Below are 21814 nucleotides of genomic sequence, written 5' to 3' on the forward strand. Positions count from 1 at the left end.
CGCGGGCGTTCACCAGTATCCCGGCAGATTTCGCCGGGTCGCGCGTCAGGCTTTGCCGGGCGGAGGGTAAACCGTGTCACTGACGGCTATGCTAAAAACGGCTTCGTCCGGGCTGAACGCGGCCCAGATGAACCTGCGGGTCACGTCGGACAATATCGCCAACGTCAACACGTCCGGCTACGTCCGCAAGCAGGTGGACCAGGCGCCGCTGGTGGTCGGCGGCAAGGGCATGGGCGTCGACATCGTGGGGGTGCGGCGTATCACCGACCAGTACCTGCAGCTGGCCTCGCTCACCGCCTCTTCGGACGCGGCGCGATGGGACGTGTTCTCGCAGTACCTGGACAACGCCCAGAGCCTGTTCGGCAACCCGGGCAAGGAGACCTTTTACTTTTCGCGCCTGGACCAGATCTTCTCGGCCTTCGCGGCGGCGGCGGACGATCCGTCGTCGAGCCTGCTGCGCAGCCAGGGCATCTCGAAGGTCGAGGATTTCCTGACCGAGACCGGCCGGATCAACTCCCAGATCAACGAGCTGGGCGAGACGGTGGACGCGCGGATCTCGTCGGATGTGAACCGCATCAACGACCTGCTGCGCCAGATCAATCAGATGAACGCCGACATCAGTCGCGCGAAGCTGACCAGCGGCGATGCGTCCGGGTCGGAGAACATCCAGAGCCAGCTTGTCGACGAACTGTCGACCCTGATGAATGTGCAGGTGGCCCAGCGCGCCAACGGCGGGGTGACCGTCCGCTCGGCCGAAGGGCTGCTGCTGGCCGGCGACGGCAAGGCTGCGACCCTGACCTACAACCGCACTGACGCCACCAAGGGCTATATCGCGGTCGAGCCGGACGGCGGGGTCGGATTCGCCCAGCCGATCCAGATCTCCGGCGGCGAGATCCGCGGGCTGATGGACCTGCGCGACGAGACCCTGCCGGGGATGGCCGACCAACTCGGCGAGTTCATCTCGCGCACGGTCGAGCAGATCAACGCCGCGCACAACAAGACCACCGCCTCGCCGCCGCCCAAGGCGCTGAGCGGCCGCGACACCGGCCTGGACCTGCCGACCGCGGTGGGCGGCTTCACCGGCAAGACCACGGTGGCGATCCTCGACAAGGACGGCGTGCTGCAAAGCCGCGTCGACATCGATTTCGACGCCGGGACGATGGTCCCGGGCGGCGCGTTCACGCCCGCGAGCTTCCTGACCACGCTCAACACCGCCATGGGCGGGGCCGCGACGGCGTCGTTCACCGACGGGGCTTTGAGCATCGCCGGGACCGGCGACAACCGGCTGGCCATCGACGAAGGCACGTCGGCCAAGGCCGGCCGCGGCTTCTCGCATTTCTTCGGCCTCAACGACCTCGTCCGCTCCGGTGGGATGATGAGCTACGAGACCGGCCTGAGGGGGACCGACCCGCACGGGTTCACCCCCGGCCAGACGATCAGCTTCCGGCTGGCCCAGGCCGACGGCAAGCCGATCCGCGACATGACCTTCACCGTGCCGGGACCGCCGGTCACCTCAATGAACGATCTGGTCGCCGCCCTGAACGACCCGGCGACCGGGGTCGGCGTCAACGGCGCCTTCAGCCTGGACGCCAAGGGCGCACTGACCTTCACGGGCTCGGCGCCCCAGAACGCGACGCTGTCGGTGACGCAGGACCAGACACAGCGCGGGGCCACCGGGCCGTCGATGAGCCAGCTGTTCGGCCTGGGCGTGATCGAACGCAACGCCCGCGCTGGCCGCTTCGAAGTGGACAAGGCGATCGCCCAGGACCCGATGAAGCTCGGCCTGGCGACGCTGGACCTGTCGGTGGCGGCGGGCAAGCCGGCGGTCACGGCCGGCGACGGCCGCGGCGCGCGGCTGCTGGCGGCGGCGGGCGACGCGACCACGACCTTCTCGCCGGCGGGCACGCTCGGCGCGGTGACCATGACCCTTTCGCGCTATGCGGCCGAGTTCGGCGGCTCCATCGGCCGCCAGGCCGAGGCGGCCGATAACCGCAAGAGCGCGGCGGAGTCGGTATCCAACGAGGCCCAGGCGCGCCGTGACGCGATCGAGGGCGTGAACGTGGACGAGGAACTCGTCCGCCTGACGACTTATCAACAGGCCTTCAACGCTTCGGCCCGCATGATCCAGGCGGCCAAGGAGCTGTTCGACGTCCTGACGAACATGGTTTAACGGAGCCTGACGATGTATCGCGTCACGACCGGCGGCAATTACAGCCTGGTTCTTCGGAACATCATGCTGGCCCAGCAGAAGCAGATGAACGCGGGCGACCGCGTGGCGACCCAGGAAAACGGGGCGAACCTGAAGGATTACTCGCGCAACGCCGAGATGCTCACGGCCATGCGTTCGGTGGAGACCCGTATCGGCGGCTATCTCGACCAGAACAAACTGATCGCCGACAAGCTGACCACCCAGGACTTCGCGATGACCCAGCTGGGCGACGCGGCGGCCGGCACCAAGCAGGCGATCGAGGAGGCCATCGCCACCGGCCGCACCGACACCCTGATGCAGGAGATCGAGGCGCAGTTCCGCAACGCCGTGTCGTCCATGAACTCGCGGTATGGCGGCAAGTACCTGTTCGCCGGCGGCAAGATCGACACCATGCCGGTCACCGCCGACGCGCTGTCGGACCTGACCAACCCGCTGACCCCGCTGATCTCCGACTTCTTCCAGAACGACGACTTCATCACCGAGCACAAGGTCGACGACGCCACCACGGTGAAGACAGGACTGCTGGCCGACAACCTGGGGACCGACCTGCTGCAGGCCTTCAAGACCCTGCAGGCGTTCCACGAGGCGACGCCGTTCGGCGGCACGATGACCGACGCCCAGCGGACCTTCCTGACCAACGAGCTGGCCAACTGGGACTCGGTGTCCAGCGACATCATCGACAAGACCGCCCGCAACGGGATGGTGCAGGCGCGGGTGGACGACGTGAAGGTCGATCTGACCGCCCGGCAGAACAGCCTGAAGGGCATGATCGGCGATATCGTCGACGCCAACATGCCGGTGGCCTCGGTCGAGCTGGAGAAGGCGACGTTGGCGCTGCAGGCCTCGACCCAGGTGTTCATCACCCTGCGCGACTCCTCGCTGCTGAACGCGCTGAAGTAAGGCCGGCGCGCTCGCGGCCTCGCAAATCGGGGCGCCAACCGCTACATAGCGCGCCATGAACGCGCTTTTCGCAGACGCCGCCGTGGAAGCCGCGCGCGCCGCCGTGGGCCTGAAGCCCGGCGCGCGGGTGGTCGCGGCCATGTCCGGCGGTGTGGACTCCACCGTCACCGCCGCCCTGCTGGCCAGGGCCGGCTACGACGTGGTGGGCGTGACGCTGCAGCTCTACGACCACGGCGCGGCGATCCAGAAGAAGGGCGCCTGCTGCGCGGGCCAGGACATCCATGACGCGCGGACCGCCGCCGACGTCATCGGCATCCCGCACTACGTCCTCGACTACGAAAGCAAGTTCAAACAGCAGGTCATCGAGGACTTCGCCGACGCCTATCTGCGCGGCGAGACCCCGGTCCCGTGCATCCGCTGCAATCAGACGGTGAAGTTCCGCGACCTTCTGGACGTGGCGCGCGACCTGGGCGCCGAGGCCATGGCGACCGGCCACTATGTCCAGCGCGCCGAGGGGCGCGACGGGGCGCAGCTGCTGCGCGCCAGCGATCCGGCCCGCGACCAGAGCTACTTCCTGTTCGCGACCACCCGCGAACAGCTCGATTTCCTGCGCTTTCCGCTGGGCGGCCTGCCCAAGCCGGAGGTGCGGCGGGTGGCGGCGCAGCTCGGTCTCGCCGCGGCGGACAAGCCCGACAGCCAGGACATCTGCTTCGTGCCGGAAGGCCGCTACACCACGGTGATCGACCGTCTGCGGCCGCAGGGCGCGGAGGCCGGCGATGTCGTGCACATGGACGGCCGCGTGCTCGGCCGCCACGAGGGGGTGACCCGCTATACGATCGGCCAGCGCCGCGGCCTGAACATCGCGGTCGGCGATCCGCTGTTCGTGGTCAAGATCGACGCCGAAAAGCGCCAGGTGGTCGTGGGCCCCCGCGAGGTGCTGCTGACCAGCGCGCTGACGCTGAAGGAAACCAACTGGCTGGGCGAAGGCGACGACATGGCCGGCGCCGCCGGTCGGCCGGTGCTGGCGCGCGTGCGCTCGACCCGCGAGCCGGTCCCTGGCCGCCTGGCCGTGCGCGGCGGCGTCGCGGCGGTCGAGCTCGACACTCCCGAAGAAGGCGTGGCCCCTGGCCAGGCCTGCGTGCTCTATGCGCCCGAGCAGCCGGAACGGGTGCTGGGCGGCGGCTTCATCGACAAGACCGAGCGGGCGATCTAGCCCGCCTGTCCTGACCGGCGCCCTTGAGTGCTGACGCTGCGGCAGCATTCCAATTCGCCAGGCGGAGAATTATATCGGCGGTATGACCCAAGCCGCCGATCCCGTCGTCATCGCTTCCTACGCCCGCACCCCGATGGGGAGCTTCCAGGGCGCGCTGAGCGCGCTCAAGGCTACCGAGCTCGGGGCCGCCGCCGTGCGCGCGGCGGTCGAGCGGGCAGGGGTCTCGCCCGAGGCGGTAGAGCAGATCTTCATGGGCTGCGTGTTGCCCGCCGGCCTTGGCCAGGCGCCGGCCCGCCAGGCGGCGCTGGGCGCGGGACTGCCGAAGTCGGTCGAGGCCACGACCCTGAACAAGATGTGCGGTTCAGGGATGCAGGCGGCGATCATGGCCCATGACGCCCTGGCGGCCGGCAGCGCGGACATCATCATCGCCGGGGGCATGGAGAGCATGACCAACGCGCCGTACCTGCTGAACAAGCACCGCGGCGGCGCGCGCATCGGTCACGACACGGCCTTCGACCACATGTACCTGGACGGCCTGGAAGACGCCTACGAACCGGGCCGGCTGATGGGCTCGTTCGCCGACGAGACGGCGCGCGCCTACCAGTTCACCCGCGAGGCGATGGACGAGTTCGCGATTTCGTCGCTGGCCCGCGCCCGGGCCGCGACCGAGAGCGGGGCGTTCGCGCGCGAGATCGTTCCGGTCGAGGTCGTGAGCCGCAAGGGCAGCGAGACGGTGGCGACCGACGAGCAGCCGTTGAAGGCCGATCCGGCCAAGATCCCGACCCTGAAGCCGGCGTTCGGCAAGGACGGCGCGATCACCGCGGCCAACGCATCGTCGATCTCGGACGGCGCGGCGGCGCTGGTGATGACCCGCGCCTCGGTCGCCGAGAAGCTGGGCCTGACGGTGGTCGCCAAGGTGGTGAGCCACGCGGCCCACGCCCATCAGCCGGGGCTGTTCACCACTGCTCCGGTGCCGGCGATGCAGAAGGCGCTGAAGAAGGCGGGCTGGAGCGTGGGCGACGTCGACCTGTTCGAGGTCAACGAGGCCTTCGCGGTGGTGGCGATGATCGCCGAGCGTGAACTGGGCATCGACCGCGCCAAGCTGAACGTCAACGGCGGCGCCTGCGCGCTGGGCCACCCGATCGGGGCCAGCGGCGCACGCATCCTGGCCACCCTGATCGCCGCCCTGGAAGCCCGCGGCGGCAAGCGTGGAGTCGCCAGCCTGTGCATCGGCGGCGGCGAGGCCACCGCCATGGCGGTGGAACTGGTCTAGAGGCTGGCGGACGGCGCCGAACGATGAGCAGCGAACTTCGCGATAACAAGGTCGAGCAGCGGTTCGAGATGACCGAGCAGGGCATGACCTCCTGGGCCGACTATCGCCTGGCCGGCGACCGGCTGTTCATCGATCATGTCGAAAGCCCGGTCCCGCTGCGCGGCACGGGCGCGTCAGGCCGGCTGATGGCGGCGCTAGCCGCCGACGCCCGCGCGCGCGGCCTGAAGATCGTGCCGATCTGCGGGTTCGCCGCCGCCTGGCTGCGGCGTAGTCACGAGTTTCGGGGCCTGTTGGCTTAGGTTCGGCCGGCCAGCGCCTTGATTGTGTTGCCGCTGGCCTCGCACTCGGCCGACAGCCGTCGGGCGATCTCACGCACCCCGACCGGATAGGCCTCGCCGCCGTCGGCGATCTCGCCCGACAGCCGTTCGACCTCGGCCATGGCGGCTTCCAGCGCGGCAATATGCTCGCGCGCCAGACTCCGTGCTTGAGCCTGCAGGCGGCCGATCCGGTCGGCGAGGCTGGGCGCCGCCGCCGCGGCTTGATGTCCGGCCACCACGCTGAGGGCCGCTGACGCACGCATCCGATTGACCATCTGACGCTCCCAATGCTGCACAGTCCGGAAGCGCTGCTGCAGAATGCGGGCCAAAGACGGGTCAGACGCGTGAGGAGATCGCCTCGAGGGTCTGCACCTTGGCTTCGCAATCCTCGGCCATGCGGCGAGCAAGTTCTCGGACGCCCGCGGGATAGGCCTCGCCGCCGTCGGAGATCTCGGCCGAGAGGCGCTCGACCTCGATCAGGGCCAGGCTCAGGGCCTGGATATGCTCGCGAGCCAGGGACTTGGCTTCCGCCTGGAGCCGCCGAATGCGTTCGGACAGCTCACGGCCAGTAAGCGGCTTTGACTTGTCGGCCGAGTTGTCGGCCACCACGGAAAGCGGAGGCGTCATGGGGTGTTCCCTAGGCGGAGCATCCTGCCCGCGGCCCCCGTCGGACCACCTCGACAGCGCTCCCCAATCGACAGCACTACGCACGAAGCGGGGCCGTGGTTCCGACGACCCGAAACTTAACGATAGGGGCCTGTTGCACTGTGGAGTTTGGGTGACAGGCGTGCGGTCAAGCTGGCGCCACGCTCGGTTGTTTTTCGAGCCGGTACAAGGGGTTGTCCCTATTGCGGGCCTAGCGTTTCCCCTTGCGGAACCGCTCCTGAGCTTCGGCCCGGGCCTCGGCGCGGACCTTCTTGACCACCTCGCGGTCGGCGGTCTCGCCCTCGCCGGTGAGGGCGTCGTTGGCGAACTCCAGGTCGAGCAGCTTGAGACGCTTGATCTCGTCGCGCAGGCGCGCGGCGGTCTCGAACTCCAGGTCGGCGGCGGCCTGGCGCATCTTGGCCTCGAGGTCGCGCAGGGTGGCCTTGAAGTTGTCGCCCAGGAACGGCTTGCCGGCCTCCTCGGCGACGCCGGCCGGGACCAGCACGCGGTCCTTCTCGTAGGGGGAGGCGAGGATCTCCTTGATCTGGCTCTTCACGCTCTCGGGCGTGATGCCGTGCTCGAGGTTGTAGGCCTCCTGCTTCTCGCGGCGGCGCTGGGTCTCGGCCATGGCCCGTTCCATCGAGCCGGTGATGTGGTCGGCGTAGAGGATGACCTTGCCGTCGACGTTCCGGGCTGCGCGGCCGATGGTCTGGATCAGCGAGGTCTCCGAGCGCAGGAAGCCTTCCTTGTCGGCGTCGAGGATGGCGACCAGCCCGACCTCGGGGATGTCGAGGCCCTCGCGCAGCAGGTTGATGCCGATCAGCACGTCGAACGCCCCGAGCCGCAGGTCGCGGATGATCTCGATGCGCTCCATGGTGTCGATGTCCGAGTGCATGTAGCGCACGCGCAGGCCCTGCTCGTGCATGTACTCGGTCAGGTCCTCGGCCATCTTCTTCGTCAGGACGGTGATCAGGGTGCGGTAGCCGCGGGCGATCGTGTCGCGCGCCTCGGCGATGACGTCGTCGACCTGGCTGTGATTGTCCTTGGAGACCGGGCGCACCTCGACCGGCGGGTCGATCAGGCCGGTGGGGCGGATCACCTGCTCGGCGAAGACGCCACCGGACCGCTCCAGCTCCCAGGCCGCCGGGGTGGCCGAGACGTTGACCGTCTGCGGCCGCATCGCGTCCCACTCCTCGAACTTGAGCGGGCGGTTGTCGAGGCAGGAGGGCAGGCGGAAGCCGTACTCGGCCAGGGTGAACTTGCGCCGGTAGTCGCCGCGGTACATGGCCCCGATCTGCGGCACCGCCTGGTGGCTTTCGTCGATGAACAGCAGGGCGTTCTCGGGAATGTACTCGAAGAAGGTCGGCGGCGGCTCGCCCGGTCGGCGGCCGGAGAGGAAGCGGCTGTAGTTCTCGATGCCGGCGCAGGAGCCGGTGGCCTGGATCATCTCCAGGTCGAAGGTGGTGCGCTGTTCCAGCCGCTGGGCTTCCAGCAGCTTGCCGTTGGCGACCAGCCAGTCGAGCCGTTCCTTGAGCTCGTCGCGGATCTGAATGACTGCCTGGTTGAGCGTGGGGCGCGGCGTGACGTGGTGGCTGTTGGCGTAGATCTTGATGCCTTCGAGGTCGGCGGTCTTCTTGCCGGTCAGCGGGTCGAACTCGCTGATCGCCTCGACCTCGTCGCCGAACAGGGAGATGCGCCAGGCGCGGTCCTCATAGTGGGCGGGGAAGACTTCGATGGTGTCGCCGCGGCGGCGGAACGAGCCGCGCTCGAACGCCTGATCGTTGCGCTTGTACTGCAGGGCCACCAGGTCGGCCATGAGCTGCTTCTCGTCGAGCCGCTGGCCGGGCTCGATGGTGAAGGTCATGGCGGTATAGGTCTCGACCGAGCCGATGCCGTAGATGCAGCTGACGCTGGCCACGACGATGACGTCGTCGCGTTCGAGGATCGCGCGGGTGGCCGAGTGGCGCATCCGGTCGATCTGCTCGTTAATCGACGAGTCCTTCTCGATGTAGGTGTCGGTCCGCGGCACGTAGGCCTCGGGCTGATAGTAGTCGTAGTACGAGACGAAGAACTCGACGGCGTTGTCGGGGAAAAAGGCCTTGAACTCGGAATAGAGCTGGGCGGCCAGGGTCTTGTTGGGCGCGAGGATCAGCGCCGGTCGCTGGGTCTCCTCGATCACCTTGGCCATGGTGAAGGTCTTGCCCGAGCCGGTGACGCCCAGCAGCACCTGGTCCTGCTCGCGGCCCTCCAGGCCGGCCACGAGGTCGGCGATAGCGGTCGGCTGGTCGCCGGCCGGCTGGAAGTCGCTGACCAGCTTGAACCGCTTGCCGCCTTCGGACTTCTCCGGGCGGGCGGGCCGGTGCGGCTTCCACAGCATCGGCATGGCGGTTTCGTCGTAGTCGAAGCTCGCCGACATGTCGGCGACGCCGGGGCCTGGAGCAACTGAGCGGGGCATGGACGCCAAGGTAGGATCGTTCATGGTCCGATGCTAGCGGGAGCGGGCGCCAGAACCTGTCAGCAGGCTGTCAGCCGGCGGAGCCCTCGACCCTGTTGATCCCAGTTGGCTTGATTCAAGCCCACTGGGACAGGGGCTAGCGCTCGGCGCGCTGGGCGCGGCGTTCGAGCGCCTCGCACCTGGCGGGCGTCACCTGCGGCCAGGGGCCGGGATCGGCGCCGATGCGGCGCAGCGCCTCGTCTTCGCTGATCCGCTCGCTGATGGCGAGCTGCGCGGCTGCGCGGTCGGCGAAGGCGCGGCCTGAGCGCATGGCGCTGTCGAACTGCGCGCGGGCCGCGGCGTCCTCGCGACGGGCGACCGCGACGCGGGCCCCGCCAGTCGAGACGGTGGTGGCCTCGCGGCCCCAGGTCGAGCTCGGGAAGGCCGGCGTCGCCCGAAGATAGCGTTGCATCGCGCAGGCCTGCTGCACCCGCCAGTTCGGCGCGGCGACGGCGGGCGTCGCGAGCCCGACCGCAGCGGTCAGCAGGATGATGAGCTTCAGCATCGGCGTCAGTTTGAGATCAGAATTGGGGCGCGGCCGTGGCGAACTGCGCCTTCGCGGGCTGCAGGTTGGCATGCGCGCGCGCCGTTAACCAGACTCCGTTCGACGAACGCTGGCTGAAAGCGGCGGGTGCGCGCCGCGTCAGGCGGGGAAGACCCCGCCCTCGCGGCGCGCGGGCGATCCTTTCCGGGGGGAGAGGATCCTGTTGGTGACTACTTGTCGGCCGCCTTGCTCACGACGGTGCCTGCGGCCGCGCCGGCGACCGCGCCGACCGGTCCGCCGACCACCGCGCCCGCCGCCGCGCCGGTGGCTGCGCGCTGCTCGACGTTATGTCCGCAGGCCGCCAGCGTCAGGGCGAGGCCTGTGGCGGCGAGCAGGGCGAGGGACTTGCGCATGAGGTGACGTCTCCGCGTTCTGAAAGCTTCGCAGCCGGAACGGCGGGACCTGCTGGAGGTTCCCTGCGCGGGTTCGCGTCGTTAACGAAACCTGAAAAAAATCGCGTGCTGCGACGCAATATCCCATTGCGAATCCGCTCGGCGATGGTCATAAACCACCTCAACTTCGCCGTAGCCTGTCACTCCACGTGTAATCGACAGGCTCTCAGTCGCGCCGCCGCCAGCATGAGCAGGGGCCCCGCGACGACGATGTCGGGGGGCGGTTTCGCCCTCGCCACACGGGACACGATCTTCTTGAAATTCAATGGTAAGGCTCGCGCCGAATGGCGTGCGCCCGCATGCGCCGCATTGATCGGTTCAGGCATTGGCCTGGCCCTGGGCGCGACATACATGGCCGGCGGCTTGGCCCGCACGGCGGCCGACGACGCTCGCAACGCGCGTATCGCGCAGGCGGCGGCGGGCGGCTTCTCGGAAGCCACGCTGCAGGCCGCCGCCATGGACCCCGGGGTCCTGCGCGTCGCCACCCGGCATGATCCGCTCAACGCCGGCGGCACGGCCCAACGCGATCGCCAGAGCGCGATCCTGGCGGCGCGGCTGGAGAAGGCGCCCAGCGCCAAGCCGGACATCCCGCTGCGCGGCGTGATCGACGCGGCGCTGCCGGTCGCTGCGCCGTTCCGGCTGGCCGGCGCGCTGGAAAGCTCGCGCGAGCTCGAATGCCTGACCCAGGCCGTCTACTTCGAAGCCCGCGGCGAGACCCCGGCCGGCCAGGCCGCGGTCGCCCAGGTAGTGCTCAACCGGGTTCGTCATCCGTCGTTCCCCAACAGCGTATGCGGCGTGGTCTTCCAGGGCGCCGGCAAACGGGTCGGCTGCCAGTTCAGCTTCGCCTGCGACGGCTCGATGCGGCGCGGCCGCGAGGTCGCGGCCTGGAACCGAGCCCGGAAAGTCGCCTCCAAGGCGCTGGCGGGCGGCGTCATGGCGTCGATCGGCGACGCCACCCACTTTCACACCACCAACGTCGCTCCGAACTGGGGCCCGCGCCTGGTGCGCACGGCCGAGGTCGGGATGCACGTCTTCTATCGCCTCGGACGTGGCGGCGGCGCTGCGCCGAAGGCGCAGGACCGCGTCTACTACGCCAGCTATGCGGCGACCCCGGCGCCGGCGGCGATCGAGGTGACGGGCGACATGCGCGCGGCGCTGATGAAGACCGAGCGCAAGCCGGACGCCGTCGGCCAGGCCGACCTGAAGCCGGAACTGCTCAAGGAAGCCGACACGGCGGCGCCGAAGCTGCTGCCGATCGCGGCCCATCCGGCCAAGGGGCCGGCCTCGCGGCCGGCCGCCGAGGCCGAGGCGATGGTCGGAGACGACTGATCGCGCGGGCCCGAAGGGGCCCGTTCTCCTCGGCCTCGCCCTGAGCCATGCTCCATCATACTGGAGCAGGCCCAGGGCGAGTCGAGCGAGGTGCGTAATGAGCGATGCGGCGGCGCGTGACGAGCTGGCCCGGGGCCTGCTCAACTGCAGCTATGACGACCTCAATCCGGTCCAGAAGAGCGTCATCGACCTCATCGTCACCGAAACCCCCAGCCGGGCGCCGGGGCTGACCCGCGACGATCGGCGGTTCGGCGAGCGGCTGGCCGACAGGGTCGCGGCCTTTGGCGGCTCCTGGGCCTTCATCATCGGCTTCGGCGTCGCATTGCTGCTCTGGATGGGGTGGAACGTCGCGACCCGCTCGCTGCACCTGGCCTTCGACCCCTATCCGTTCATTTTCCTGAACCTGGTGCTCTCGACGCTGGCGGCCTTGCAGGCCCCGGTGATCATGATGAGCCAGAACCGGCAGAGCGTGACCGACCGCAAGGCGGCCGAGTACGACTACGTGGTCAATCTGCGGGCCGAGCTGGAGATTCTGCGGCTGCACGACAAGCTTGACGCGCTGCGCGGCGAGGAACTGGCGGCGTTGCTGGTGGAGCAGGGCGACCGGATCGAACGGCTGAGCCGCGAGGTCGCCGCGCTGTCGGACGCACGCCGCTAGGCGCGCGCGGCCCGGCGCAGGGCCTGGGGCGGCTGACCGAAGGCGCGCAGGAACGCCCGCCGCATGCGCTCGGGATCGCCGAAGCCGGTCGCTGCGGCTACCCGGTCGATAGGGTCGGCCGAGCCCTCGACGCGCTCGCGGGCGGTCTCCAGGCGCAGGCGCTCAACCGCCTTGGCTGGGGTCATGCCGGTCTCGGCTGCGAACGCGCGGGCGAAATGGCGCGGGCTCATCGCCGCCTGATCGGCCAACCGCTCGACGCCGAGCGGTTCGGCGAGCCGCTCGCGAATCCAGTCCAGCAGGCCCGCGAACCGGCCGCCCTGGCCGCCCATCTCCAGCAAGGCCGAGAACTGCGACTGGCCCCCGGGGCGGCGATGATAGACCACGAGTTGCTGGGCCACCGCGCGCGCCAACTCCTCGCCGTGGTCGTCGGCGACCAGGGCCAGCGACAGATCGATGCCGGCGGTGATCCCGGCCGACGACCAGACGTCCCCGTCGCGGACGAAAATCCGGTCCGGCTCCAGCCGCACCTTGGGATAGCGGCGTGCGAAATCGGGGCAGCGCTGCCAGTGGGTGGTGGCCCGCCGCCCGTCGAGCAGCCCGGCCTCGGCCAGGATATAGGCGCCTGAGCAGACGCTGGCGGTGCGCCGGGCCTGCGCCGCGGCGCTGCGCACCCAGTCGAGGGTGCGTGCGCAGATCGCCGGCCCGCGGGTGCCTTCGCCGCCGGCGACCACCAGGGTGTCGAGCGGCGCGCTGGTCATCGGCGCGGCCAGCACCTGAACGCCGGAACTGGACGTCACCGGACCCGGATCGCGCGCCACCAGTTGCAGCGCGTAGGCGCCCGGCACGAAGCGCGCCGCGATCTCGAACACCGCCACCGGGCCGGTGGCGTCGAGGATCTGGAAGTCCGGAAAGACGAGCAGTCCGACAGTGCGGGTCATGGCGTGAAACGAGGGATGTTTGTCATTTCGGCCGGAGGCTAGGTCGCGCACAGTCGGTCGTCAAATCTCTTTGGAGGCCGCATGCCCAAGCTGCAGATCGTCATCGCGCTCTATCCGGGCGTCACCCACCTCGACTTCACCGGGCCGCATCAGGTGTTGTCGCGGCTGCCGAACGCCGATGTCGTGGTCGCCTCGCTCGGCGGCCAGGACATCGAGGCCGAGGGGCTGACCTTCGCCAAGCTGGCCGACCTTGCGGCGCTCGAGCGTTGCGACGTGCTGTGCGTGCCTGGCGGGCTGGGCACGACCGACGCCATGCAGGACGAGGCCTTCATGGCGCAGATCCGGCGGCTGGGCGCGGGCGCGACGTACCTCACCAGCGTCTGCACCGGGTCGCTGATCCTGGCCGCGGCCGGGTTCCTGAAGGGCAAGCGCGCCGCCTGTCACTGGGCCTGGCGCGAGTTGCTGGTCCCGTTCGGCGCCATCGTCGACGAAAGCCGAGTGGCGCGGGACGGGAACATCATCACCGGCGGCGGGGTGACGGCGGGCCTGGACTTCGCCTTCGTGCTGATGGCCGAGCTGGCCGGCGAGACCCTGGCCAAGTCGGTGCAACTGGGCCTCGAATATGCGCCGGCGCCGCCGTTCGCCTCCGGCCGGCCGGAGCTGGCCTCGCCCGAGATCGTGGCGGCGGTCAGGGCGCGCATGGAGCCGCTGGCCGGCGGCCGACGCGAGGCCGTCGAAGCGATGGCGGCGCGCCTGGAGGCCGCCGTCTAGGTTCAGGCCGCCAGGGCGCGAACCAGGGCGGAGGGCTCGATCGGCTTGCTCAGATAGCCATTGAAGCCGAGCGCCAGCAGGCGCTCGCGCTCGCCGGTCATGGCGTCGGCGGTCAGGGCGACGACCGGCAGCGCCTGGCGGCCGGCGGCGCGGATGGCCGCCAGCGTCTCGATGCCGTTCATCTCCGGCATGTGAATGTCCATCAGCACAACGTCGAAGTCGGCGTCCTCCAACCGCGCGAGGCCTTCGGCCCCGCTGGACGCGGTGGCGACGCTGGCGCCGATGGCCTCCAGCAGGGCGCGGGCGACCTCCCGGTTGGTCGAGTTGTCGTCGACGACGAGCACCCGCAGGGCCGCTTCCAGGTCGCCGGGGGCGTCGGCGAACTCGTCCTGCGCCTCGACCTGCGGCAGCGGCAGTTGGAGCGTGAATCGGGCGCCGTCGCCGAGCCGGCTTTCGACAGTGAGATCGCCGCCCATCAGCCTGGCCAACTCGCGCGATATGGCCAGGCCGAGCCCGGTCCCGCCGAACCGGCGCGAGATGCTGCTGTCGGCCTGGGTGAAGCCATGAAACAGGCGCGCCTGGGTCGCTGCGTCGAGACCTGGGCCGGTGTCCGAGACGGTGAAGGCGAGACCCGAAGCGGTGCGCTCGATGGTCAGCCGCACCTCGCCCGAGGCCGTGAACTTGACGGCGTTGGACAGCAGGTTCTGCAGGATCTGGCGCAGGCGGGCGTCATCGCCGGAGACCCAGCGCGGGATGTCGGCGGGGGCGTCACAGGTCAGTGACAGGCCTTTGTCCTCGGCCGTGTGGGTCCAAAGGTCGAGGGTGCGGGCGACCGTCTGGTGCAGGTTGAAAGGGCGCGTATCGATGTCGAACTTGCCCGCCTCGATCTTAGCCAGGTCGAGGACGTCGTTGAGGATGGTCATCAGCCCGCCGCCGGAACGCAGCAGGGTCTTCACGTACTGGGCCTGGCGCGCGTCCAGGTCGGTGCGGTCGAGCGCGTGGGCCATGCCGAGCACGCCGTTCATCGGCGTACGCAGTTCGTGGCTCATCATCGCCAGGAAGGTCGACTTGGCCTCGCTGGCCGCGCGGGCCGCGCGGGTCTGTTCCTCAAGATCGCTCAGGGCGGCGCTCAACTGGCGCGAGGCGGCCACGCCGCGGGCGGCCGAGATGACCGCGTAGCCCACATAGACCATCACCCCGAGCGTCACGAAAGCCTGCTGCGGGCCATGGAAGCGGGGGAGGATCAGCGGCGAGAGCAGGATGCACAGGCCGCTCGGCGCGCCGAAGACCAGCGAGGCGAGGGGGGAGCGGTAGGCGTGGCTCATGCCGTTGAACAACAGGGCCGACCAGACCAGCAGCGCGAAGTACTCCGAGCCTGGGAAGTCGGCCATCCAGTAGGCGACGCCGAGCCCGACCCAGACGCCGTTGATGGCGATGGCCGAGCCGAGATACGAGATGCGCTGAGCGCGGGTCGGAACGCCCCGCGCGTGCGGGGCGGTGGCGATCATCGTCCAGACCTCGGCGAGGGCGAAGGACGCGACCCATCCGACGGCTATGGCCGGCGACAGGGTCCAGGCGACCAGGATGGCGTAGACCGCCACCGTGATCCATCGCGACGGCGCCATCCTGCGGGCCGCCCGTGCGACGCCGTCGAAGCCCTCGTCAAACTCAAAAACCGGTAACTTCATTACGCCGCCCGACCAACTAGGGCGCAGCTTGCAAAGAAAATGCGCAAAAGAGGCTTAACGCCTCAAAAGTGGTCTTTGCGGAACGGTGCTATCCAGGGGCGAGCGTCAGCGATCCTGGGTGCGGGCATGCACGGTGTCGACGTTCTGATGAAGGTTGCCTTGCCGGCCCTGGCTCTTGAGGTTGAAGTCGTCGCCATGGCCGGGCGAGAAGACGCCGGTCTTGGCGTCGCGGCGGTCGCGGGCGTCGCCCTGGATGTCAGGCCGCTGTCCGCGGAAGGACCGTTGTTCCTTGGGGATCGGGGGCGCCTTGCTCATGGGAGGCTCCTTTCCGTGATCTGGAAGGAACCGCGCGAGGGCCGGCTTGTTCCCCGCTCAGACCGCGTCGAGGCCGATATCGAGCACGCTGGCCGAATGGGTGAGGGCCCCGACGCTGATCACCTGCACGCCACTGGCGGCGATGCCGCGTACGGTCTGCAGGTTGACCCCGCCGGAGGCCTCCAGGGTGGTGCGGCCGCCGGTCATGGCGACGGCCTTGGCCAGGTCCTCGAGGCTGAAATTGTCGAGCATGATCACGTCGGGACGATGGGGCAGGGCCTCTTCGAGCTGGGCCAGGCTGTCGACCTCGACCTCGATCTTCATGAGGTGGCCCGCCGCCGCCCGCGCCCGGCGCAGGGCTTCGCCGACCCCGCCGCAGGCCGCAACATGGTTGTCCTTGATCAGGATTGCGTCATCCAGGCCGAAGCGGTGGTTGATCCCGCCGCCGCAGCGCACGGCGTATTTTTCCAGGTGACGCAGGCCGGGAGTCGTCTTGCGGGTGTCGGCGATGCGCGCGCCGCTTCCGGCGACGGCCTGGACGTAGTCGCGGGTCAGGGTGGCGACGCCCGACAGCCGGCCAAGAAGGTTCAGGGCGGTGCGCTCGGCCGACAGCAGCGCGCGGGCGTTGGCCTCGACCTTGGCCAGGACCTCGCCCGGCTGAACCTCGTAGCCGTCGGCGACCATGGCCTCGAACTTCGCTGCGGGGTCGAGGGCCAGGACCGCCAGGCGCGCGCAGGCCAGGCCCGCGACTACTCCGTTCTGGCGGGCGGCGAACACAGCGGTGAGGCGCGCATGGGCCTCGATGCAGGCCTGGGCGGTGACGTCGCCCGCGCGGCCGAGGTCTTCGGCCAGGGCGGCGGACACCACCGGCTGGATGAGCAGGTCAGGGATGGGAGCGATCATTCGGCGGCGAGGCTGGCGGCCGGGGAGGCCAGGTTGAGAAACGTGCGGACCGGTGCGGCGTCGGGCGGGCCGTCGGCGCGGAAGTGGGCGCCCAGGCTGGCGGGACGGTCGAGCGCGGCCTGGGCGACCAGGCGGGCGGCGACCAGCGGCGGCGCCTGGCCGTGGGCGGCCTCCAAAGCGTCGATCAGGCCGATCAGGCGGGTCAGGCCGGCGGCGTCGCGCACCACGCCGGCGTCGCGGCTCATGGCCGCGCGCAGCTCTGCCAGCGCAGCGTCCGGCAGGTCGGGGGCGGCGGCCGCGCGCAGCGGCCGGGTCTTGGGATCCTCGAACGCGACGGCGGCGCGGCCGGCGCGGGCGCCGAACACCGCCGCTTCGAGCAGCGAATTCGAGGCCAGACGGTTGGCGCCGTGGACCCCGGTCGAGGCGCACTCGCCGGCGGCGTAGAGGCCGGGCAGGCTGGTCGCGCCGTCGGCGTCGGTGACGATGCCGCCCATATGGTAGTGGCAGGCGGGCGCCACCGGGATCGGCTGCACGCGGGGATCCACGCCGCCGGAGAGGCAGGCGGCGAACACCGCGGGGAACTCGTCGGGGAAGTGGGCGCCGACGGCGGTGCGGGCGTCGAGGAAGGCGCCGCGACCGGCCTCGCGCTCGGCGTGGATGGCGCGGGCCACCACGTCGCGCGGCGCCAGCTCGGCGTCGGGATGATAGCGGGCCATGAACGCCTCGCCGGCCCCGTCGATGAGCTTGGCGCCTTCGCCGCGCAGGGCTTCCGTCGCCAGCGGCGCCGGATCGCGGCCGATGTCGATGGCTGTCGGGTGGAATTGCACGAACTCGGGATCGGCGATCATCGCCCCGGCCAGGGCGGCCAGGGCCAGGCCTTCGCCCTTCAGTTCGGGCGGGGTGGTGGTCACGCCATAGAGGCCGCCGACGCCGCCGGTCGCCAGGATGACGGCGGGCGCGACGAACTCGATCAACTGGCCGTCCTCCTCGGCCAGCACGCCGCGCACGCGGCCCTCGGCGTCGCGCAGCAGGCCGCGCAGCCGGCAGCCGGCGCGGACCTTGACGTGGCGGGCCGAGAGGGTGGCGGCGATCACCGCGTCCATGATCGCGCGGCCGGCCTGGTCGCCCTTGACCCGGGCGACGCGGGCGCGCGAATGAGCGGCCTCAAGGCTGGTGGCGAAGTCGCCGTCGGCGGTGCGGTCGAACGGCGCGCCAAGCGCGGCCAGGGCGCGGACGGCCTGCGGCCCTTCCTGCGCCAGGATCGCGGCCATGGCCGGATCGACTAGGCCTGCGCCGGCTGCAACGGTGTCGGCCGCGTGCAACTCGGGCGCGTCCTCGCCGCTGAGGGCGGCGGCCATGCCGCCCTGCGCCCAGGCCGACGAGCAGCCTTGGCTCAGCGGAGCGCCGGTCAGGACCAGAGCCTTTCGCGGCGCGGCGGCCAGAGCTGCGGAGAGCCCGGCCAGGCCGGCGCCGACGATCAGCACGCCGTCGTGCTTGATCCGCTCCATGGTCAGATCAACTCGACGTCCACGTGGTGACGAGCCTTCACCAGATCGTAGCGGGCCGGAACCGCCGGCGGCGGCAGGTCGACCATGCGCTGGACGGCCAGGCGCGCGCGCTCGGCGATCGCCGGATCGACGGTGACCTCGAAGCGGTTGTGCAGCAGCGCCTCGTAGATGTTCTGGAGGCTGATCTTCTTCATGTGCGGGCAGAGGTTGCACGGGCGCACGAACTCGGTCCCGACCGCGTCGGCGGCGACGTTGTCGGCCATTGAGCACTCGGTGATCAGCACCACCTGCTTGGGTTTGCGCTGCAGGACGTAGTCGTTCATCGCCGCGGTGGAGCCGGCGAAATCGGACACTTCCAGCACTTCGGCCGGGCATTCCGGGTGGGCCAGGATCTCGGCGTTCGGATAGGACGCCTTGAGCTCCAGGATGTCTTCGGCCGTGAAGCGCTCGTGCACCTCGCAGCGGCCCTTCCAGGCGATGATGCCGACGTCCGTCTGGCGCGCGACGTTGCGGGCCAGGAACTCGTCGGGGATCAGGATGACGCGGTCGACGCCCCATTCCTTGGCGACGTGCTCGACCACCTGCACCGCGTTGGCGCTGGTGCAGCACACGTCGGTCTCGGCCTTCACGTCGGCGGTGGTGTTGACGTAGGTGACGACCGGCAGGCCCGGATAGCGCTGCTTGATCAGCCGCACGTCAGCGCCGGTGATCGAAGAGGCGAGGCTGCAGCCGGCGGTCAGGTCCGGGATCAGGATGGTCTTTTCCGGCGACAGGATCTTCGAGGTCTCGGCCATGAAGTGCACGCCGGCCTGGACGATGATCGCCGCATCCGACTTGGCCGCTTCCTTGGCCAGGCCCAGGCTGTCGCCGACATAGTCGCCGACCCCGTGGAAGATCTCAGGCGTCATGTAGTTGTGCGCCAGGATGACCGCGTTCTTCTCGCGCTTCAGGCGATTGATCTCGGCGATCAGCGGGGCGTGGAGGCGCCACTCCATCGGAGTGACGTGATGCTTCACCTTCTCCCACATGGGCGAGGTAGCGGCTTCGACAGCAGGCGTGAACGCGAATTGCGAACCGTCAGCCATTGTATCCCTCCTTATGCTCAAATTGAGCATTTCGTCGGCCTCAAAAAACGCCGCGGGATGTCTGCAGCGCCCCGTCGGCGTCCTGATTATGCTCAAAACGAGCAAAACCGATGACTGTTGATATAGACCCGCGTCCCGGCGCGCACAAGCCCACAATATCTTGAAGCCCTGTGAGGGAAGGCGTCAGGCGGCCGGGATCCGCGGGGCGACGTTTTCGGCCAGGGCGCGGCCCAGGGTGTCGGCGGCGTAAGGCTTTCGCAGCAGCGGCCAGGGCGTTTCGGCGGCGAGCGGCTGGGCCTCGCCGGCATAGCCGGTCGAGAGGATGACCGACAGGCCTGGGCGCCGCTCGCTGACCGTGGCGGCCAGATCGAGGCCCGAGCGGCCGCCCGGCATCACAAGGTCGGTGAGCACCACGTCCAGCTCCGGATGGCGGTCGAGGGCGGCCAGCGCCTGGTCGACGTCGACGGCGCGGACGACCGCATGGCCGAGTTCGGCGAGCATGGCGCTGACCATCGCTCCGACCTCGGCGTCGTCCTCGACCAGCAGCACGTTCAGCCGCCGTGCGGGCGGGGCTTGCGCGCGCTCGGACTCGGCGGGCGCGGACTGGGCTGGGCCCTCGCCGCAACGGGGCAGGTAGAGGCTGACGACCGTCCCCTGGCCGGGGGCGGTCTGGATCGCGACGCCGCCGCCGCTCTGGCGCGCAAAGCCGTAGGCCTGAGAGAGGCCGAGCCCCGTGCCCTTGCCGATCTCCTTGGTGGTGAAGAAGGGCTCGAAGGCGCGGGCGAGGACATCGGGGGCCATGCCGACGCCGTCGTCACGCACCTCCACGCGGACATAGTCGCCGGTCGCGACGTCCTGCACCTCGCCGTCGGCGAGGGCGCAGGCCTCGGTGCGGATTTCGATCGCGCCGCCCTGACCCACGGCGTCGCGCGCATTGACCACCAAGTTCATGATCGCCGCGTCGAACTGGCCCTGGTCGATCATGGCCACGGCCTGCGGCGCGCCGGCCGTCAGGGTGAGCTGGACGGCCTCGCCGACCGCCCGGCGCAGCAGCGGTTCGCTTTCGGTCAGCAGGTCGTCGATGCGCACCGCCGCGGGCTTGAGCGCCTGGCGGCGGGAGAAGGCGAGCAACTGGTGGGTCAGGCGCTCGCCGCGCCGCGCCGCGCCCAGCGCCGCCTCGATCATCCGATCGCGACGCTCGACGTCGTCGGGCCGGCGCTGGATCAGGTCCAGCGCGCCGGTGATGACGGTCAGCAGGTTGTTGAAGTCGTGCGCTACGCCGCCGGTGAGCTGGCCGACGGCCTCCAGCTTCTGGGCGTGATGCAGCCGGGCCTGCGCCTCGTCGCGCTCGGCCAGGGCCGCTGCGACGCGTTCAGCCAGCAGGTCGTTGATGTCCTGCAGGTCGTGCTCGGCCTCCTTGACGTCGGTGATGTCGATGCCGATGCCGATGAAGCCGGAGAAGGTCCCGTCCGGTCCGAAGCGCGGTTGCGAGACCGAGCGGATCCAGCACCACTCGCCGGTCTTGCGCCGATAGCGCGCCTCCAGCCGGAACGGCTTGCGGGAAGCCTCGCCGGCCACCTGCTCCTCCAGGATCCGCTGCAGGTCGTCCGGGTGGAGCGCCTCGCGCCAGTCGAACTCAAGGGCCTGCTCGTAGGGCCGCCCGAGATAGTCGACATAGGCTTGGTTGACGAACTCCCGGCGGCCGTCGGGCCGGGAGACCCAGAGCAGGGCCGGAGCGCTGTCGGCCAGGACCCGGAAGCGTTCTTCGCTTTCGCGAAGTTTTTCAAAAGCATGGCGGCGATCTGTGATGTCGATGTTGACGCCGACGGCGCGCACGGCTCGCCCCATGCCGTTGACCAGCACCTCGCCGCGCGAGAGCAGCCAGCGGATTTCGCCGTCCGGCCGGACGATGCGGTACTCGCAGGGCGCCATCTGGCCGCTGCGGATCGCCGCCATGTTGTTCTGGCGCACCCGCTCGCGGTCTTCAGGGTGGACCACGTCGAGCAGCTTGCGCACGCCGGCCCGGGTGCCGATCGGCAGCCCGAGATTGCGATAGAGGGCCGGCGACCAGAAGCCTTCGCCGCTCTCGGCGTCCCAGTCCCAGAGCCCGACATCGCCGGCGTTCTGGGCCATCTGCAGCCGCGCCTCGCTGCGGTCCAGCGCGGCCTGGGCCTCGTCGAGGCGCAGGACGATCTCGCGCAGGGTGGCGGCCACGAACACCGTGACCGCTCCGGAGAGCACGTAGAGGACCGCGCCGGCCCGGATCGCCGGATCGGTCGGCACGCCGCCGCGCACCGCCAGCGAGGTCGCCAAGGCGGCGACGAGGCTGATCCAGCCCCAGCGCTGGCCGGCGAACAGGGTGGCGACGATGAATGCGGGGAAGTGGGTGACCGAGAGGGCGAAGGCGGTGTCCCAGCCGGCGAACAGGCCGCGGATCGCGACGGCGGCGGCCATCGCCCCGAAGCTGATGGCCAGCGCGGCGAGCAGCGGCGGCGAGCGTCGCGGTATGAAACGCAGCTGTGATCCGACGGGCGTCATGTCGGCGGACGCTCTGCTGATTCCGGCCCCGAACGGGTCGTTACCAGGACCATGCGAGCCTGGGCGCATGGGTGCAACACTCGATCTTGGCGGG

At 69.9% G+C, this 21814-nt stretch carries 20 protein-coding genes; 8 read left to right on the forward strand and 12 right to left on the reverse strand.

The window, feature by feature from the left end; all coding sequences use genetic code 11:
* Positions 1-73: 73 nt before the first annotated feature.
* The 5 genes from flgK to O4N75_RS07885 all read left to right on the forward strand — a co-directional run bounded on the left by flgK (position 74) and on the right by O4N75_RS07885 (position 5894).
* On the forward strand, positions 74-2170 hold the full coding sequence (flgK, locus tag O4N75_RS07865) for a flagellar hook-associated protein FlgK (protein WP_269628800.1): 2097 nt from the start codon (positions 74-76) through the stop codon (positions 2168-2170).
* Between the two features lie 12 nt (positions 2171-2182).
* Positions 2183-3109: a flagellin gene (locus O4N75_RS07870; protein ID WP_269628801.1), complete on the forward strand. Its 927-nt coding sequence runs from the start codon at positions 2183-2185 to the stop codon at positions 3107-3109.
* Between the two features lie 55 nt (positions 3110-3164).
* The gene (gene mnmA, locus O4N75_RS07875; RefSeq protein ID WP_269628802.1) at positions 3165-4322 is read left to right on the forward strand and encodes a tRNA 2-thiouridine(34) synthase MnmA; all 1158 of its coding nucleotides are present in this window, start codon (positions 3165-3167) and stop codon (positions 4320-4322) included.
* Positions 4323-4404: 82 nt separating this feature from the next.
* Entirely contained in the window at positions 4405-5595 is a 1191-nt protein-coding gene (locus O4N75_RS07880) for an acetyl-CoA C-acyltransferase (RefSeq protein WP_269628803.1), read from the forward strand.
* Between the two features lie 23 nt (positions 5596-5618).
* The gene (locus O4N75_RS07885) at positions 5619-5894 is read left to right on the forward strand and encodes a GNAT family N-acetyltransferase (protein ID WP_269628804.1); all 276 of its coding nucleotides are present in this window, start codon (positions 5619-5621) and stop codon (positions 5892-5894) included.
* On the opposite strand, the gene O4N75_RS07890 is transcribed toward O4N75_RS07885, so the two are convergent.
* The 5 genes from O4N75_RS07890 to O4N75_RS07910 form a co-directional block, all read right to left on the reverse strand.
* Positions 5891-6187 (reverse strand): hypothetical protein, encoded by a 297-nt coding sequence (locus O4N75_RS07890; RefSeq protein ID WP_269628805.1) that lies wholly within the window; start codon positions 6185-6187, stop codon positions 5891-5893. The two genes, O4N75_RS07885 and O4N75_RS07890, sit on opposite strands and share 4 nt — an antisense overlap.
* A 61-nt stretch (positions 6188-6248) precedes the next feature.
* The gene (locus tag O4N75_RS07895) at positions 6249-6539 is read right to left on the reverse strand and encodes a hypothetical protein (RefSeq protein ID WP_269628806.1); all 291 of its coding nucleotides are present in this window, start codon (positions 6537-6539) and stop codon (positions 6249-6251) included.
* 229 nt (positions 6540-6768) lie between these two features.
* Positions 6769-8973: an excinuclease ABC subunit UvrB gene (gene uvrB, locus O4N75_RS07900; protein ID WP_269629344.1), complete on the reverse strand. Its 2205-nt coding sequence runs from the start codon at positions 8971-8973 to the stop codon at positions 6769-6771.
* A gap of 175 nt (positions 8974-9148) precedes the next feature.
* Positions 9149-9556 (reverse strand): hypothetical protein, encoded by a 408-nt coding sequence (locus O4N75_RS07905; protein ID WP_269628808.1) that lies wholly within the window; start codon positions 9554-9556, stop codon positions 9149-9151.
* 209 nt (positions 9557-9765) lie between these two features.
* Positions 9766-9948, reverse strand: coding sequence for a hypothetical protein (locus O4N75_RS07910; protein ID WP_269628809.1), 183 nt, complete (start codon positions 9946-9948; stop codon positions 9766-9768).
* Positions 9949-10338: 390 nt separating this feature from the next.
* Here O4N75_RS07910 and O4N75_RS07915 point away from each other — a divergent pair, with 390 nt between their 5' ends.
* Positions 10339-11316: a cell wall hydrolase gene (locus tag O4N75_RS07915; protein ID WP_269628810.1), complete on the forward strand. Its 978-nt coding sequence runs from the start codon at positions 10339-10341 to the stop codon at positions 11314-11316.
* A 97-nt stretch (positions 11317-11413) separates the two neighbouring features.
* Complete coding sequence (locus tag O4N75_RS07920) at positions 11414-11974, forward strand: DUF1003 domain-containing protein (RefSeq protein ID WP_269628811.1); 561 nt, start codon at positions 11414-11416, stop codon at positions 11972-11974.
* Here O4N75_RS07920 and O4N75_RS07925 read toward each other — a convergent pair.
* Positions 11971-12912 (reverse strand): GlxA family transcriptional regulator, encoded by a 942-nt coding sequence (locus O4N75_RS07925; protein ID WP_269628812.1) that lies wholly within the window; start codon positions 12910-12912, stop codon positions 11971-11973. The two genes, O4N75_RS07920 and O4N75_RS07925, sit on opposite strands and share 4 nt — an antisense overlap.
* A gap of 81 nt (positions 12913-12993) precedes the next feature.
* Here O4N75_RS07925 and O4N75_RS07930 point away from each other — a divergent pair, with 81 nt between their 5' ends.
* Entirely contained in the window at positions 12994-13683 is a 690-nt protein-coding gene (locus O4N75_RS07930) for a DJ-1/PfpI family protein (protein ID WP_269628813.1), read from the forward strand.
* Between the two features lie 2 nt (positions 13684-13685).
* Here O4N75_RS07930 and O4N75_RS07935 read toward each other — a convergent pair whose 3' ends face one another.
* The 6 genes from O4N75_RS07935 to O4N75_RS07960 form a co-directional block, all read right to left on the reverse strand.
* Positions 13686-15308 carry an ATP-binding protein gene (locus O4N75_RS07935; protein WP_269628815.1) on the reverse strand — a complete coding sequence of 541 codons (1623 nt, stop codon included), beginning with the start codon at positions 15306-15308 and terminating at the stop codon, positions 13686-13688.
* A 168-nt stretch (positions 15309-15476) separates the two neighbouring features.
* Positions 15477-15686, reverse strand: coding sequence for a hypothetical protein (locus tag O4N75_RS07940; protein WP_269628816.1), 210 nt, complete (start codon positions 15684-15686; stop codon positions 15477-15479).
* Positions 15687-15743: 57 nt separating this feature from the next.
* Positions 15744-16589 (reverse strand): carboxylating nicotinate-nucleotide diphosphorylase, encoded by an 846-nt coding sequence (gene nadC / locus O4N75_RS07945; protein WP_269628817.1) that lies wholly within the window; start codon positions 16587-16589, stop codon positions 15744-15746.
* Positions 16586-18103 carry an L-aspartate oxidase gene (locus O4N75_RS07950; RefSeq protein ID WP_269629345.1) on the reverse strand — a complete coding sequence of 506 codons (1518 nt, stop codon included), beginning with the start codon at positions 18101-18103 and terminating at the stop codon, positions 16586-16588. The genes nadC and O4N75_RS07950 overlap by 4 nt, the downstream gene beginning before the upstream one ends.
* Positions 18100-19212, reverse strand: coding sequence for a quinolinate synthase NadA (nadA, locus tag O4N75_RS07955; RefSeq protein ID WP_269628818.1), 1113 nt, complete (start codon positions 19210-19212; stop codon positions 18100-18102). The genes O4N75_RS07950 and nadA overlap by 4 nt, the downstream gene beginning before the upstream one ends.
* A gap of 153 nt (positions 19213-19365) precedes the next feature.
* Positions 19366-21720 (reverse strand): PAS domain-containing protein, encoded by a 2355-nt coding sequence (locus O4N75_RS07960; protein ID WP_269628819.1) that lies wholly within the window; start codon positions 21718-21720, stop codon positions 19366-19368.
* Positions 21721-21814 lie beyond the last annotated feature (94 nt).

The organism is Phenylobacterium sp. NIBR 498073 (assembly GCF_027286305.1).
In the GTDB taxonomy this organism is placed as follows: Bacteria; Pseudomonadota; Alphaproteobacteria; order Caulobacterales; family Caulobacteraceae; genus Phenylobacterium.

Bases quoted from the DNA above. Each gene is read 5' to 3' on its own strand.
- O4N75_RS07870 (WP_269628801.1), top strand. From the start codon at position 2,183: ATGTATCGCGTCACGACCGGCGGCAATTACAGCCTGGTTCTTCGGAAC.
- mnmA (WP_269628802.1), top strand. From the start codon at position 3,165: ATGAACGCGCTTTTCGCAGACGCCGCCGTGGAAGCCGCGCGCGCCGCC.
- O4N75_RS07880 (WP_269628803.1), top strand. From the start codon at position 4,405: ATGACCCAAGCCGCCGATCCCGTCGTCATCGCTTCCTACGCCCGCACC.
- O4N75_RS07885 (WP_269628804.1), top strand. From the start codon at position 5,619: ATGAGCAGCGAACTTCGCGATAACAAGGTCGAGCAGCGGTTCGAGATG.
- O4N75_RS07890 (WP_269628805.1), bottom strand. From the start codon at position 6,187: ATGGTCAATCGGATGCGTGCGTCAGCGGCCCTCAGCGTGGTGGCCGGA.
- O4N75_RS07895 (WP_269628806.1), bottom strand. From the start codon at position 6,539: ATGACGCCTCCGCTTTCCGTGGTGGCCGACAACTCGGCCGACAAGTCA.
- uvrB (WP_269629344.1), bottom strand. From the start codon at position 8,973: ATGTCGGCGAGCTTCGACTACGACGAAACCGCCATGCCGATGCTGTGG.
- O4N75_RS07905 (WP_269628808.1), bottom strand. From the start codon at position 9,556: ATGCTGAAGCTCATCATCCTGCTGACCGCTGCGGTCGGGCTCGCGACG.
- O4N75_RS07910 (WP_269628809.1), bottom strand. From the start codon at position 9,948: ATGCGCAAGTCCCTCGCCCTGCTCGCCGCCACAGGCCTCGCCCTGACG.
- O4N75_RS07915 (WP_269628810.1), top strand. From the start codon at position 10,339: ATGGCCGGCGGCTTGGCCCGCACGGCGGCCGACGACGCTCGCAACGCG.
- O4N75_RS07920 (WP_269628811.1), top strand. From the start codon at position 11,414: ATGAGCGATGCGGCGGCGCGTGACGAGCTGGCCCGGGGCCTGCTCAAC.
- O4N75_RS07925 (WP_269628812.1), bottom strand. From the start codon at position 12,912: ATGACCCGCACTGTCGGACTGCTCGTCTTTCCGGACTTCCAGATCCTC.
- O4N75_RS07930 (WP_269628813.1), top strand. From the start codon at position 12,994: ATGCCCAAGCTGCAGATCGTCATCGCGCTCTATCCGGGCGTCACCCAC.
- O4N75_RS07935 (WP_269628815.1), bottom strand. From the start codon at position 15,308: ATGGCGCCGTCGCGATGGATCACGGTGGCGGTCTACGCCATCCTGGTC.
- O4N75_RS07940 (WP_269628816.1), bottom strand. From the start codon at position 15,686: ATGAGCAAGGCGCCCCCGATCCCCAAGGAACAACGGTCCTTCCGCGGA.
- nadC (WP_269628817.1), bottom strand. From the start codon at position 16,589: ATGATCGCTCCCATCCCTGACCTGCTCATCCAGCCGGTGGTGTCCGCC.
- nadA (WP_269628818.1), bottom strand. From the start codon at position 19,212: ATGCTCAATTTGAGCATAAGGAGGGATACAATGGCTGACGGTTCGCAA.
- O4N75_RS07960 (WP_269628819.1), bottom strand. From the start codon at position 21,720: ATGACGCCCGTCGGATCACAGCTGCGTTTCATACCGCGACGCTCGCCG.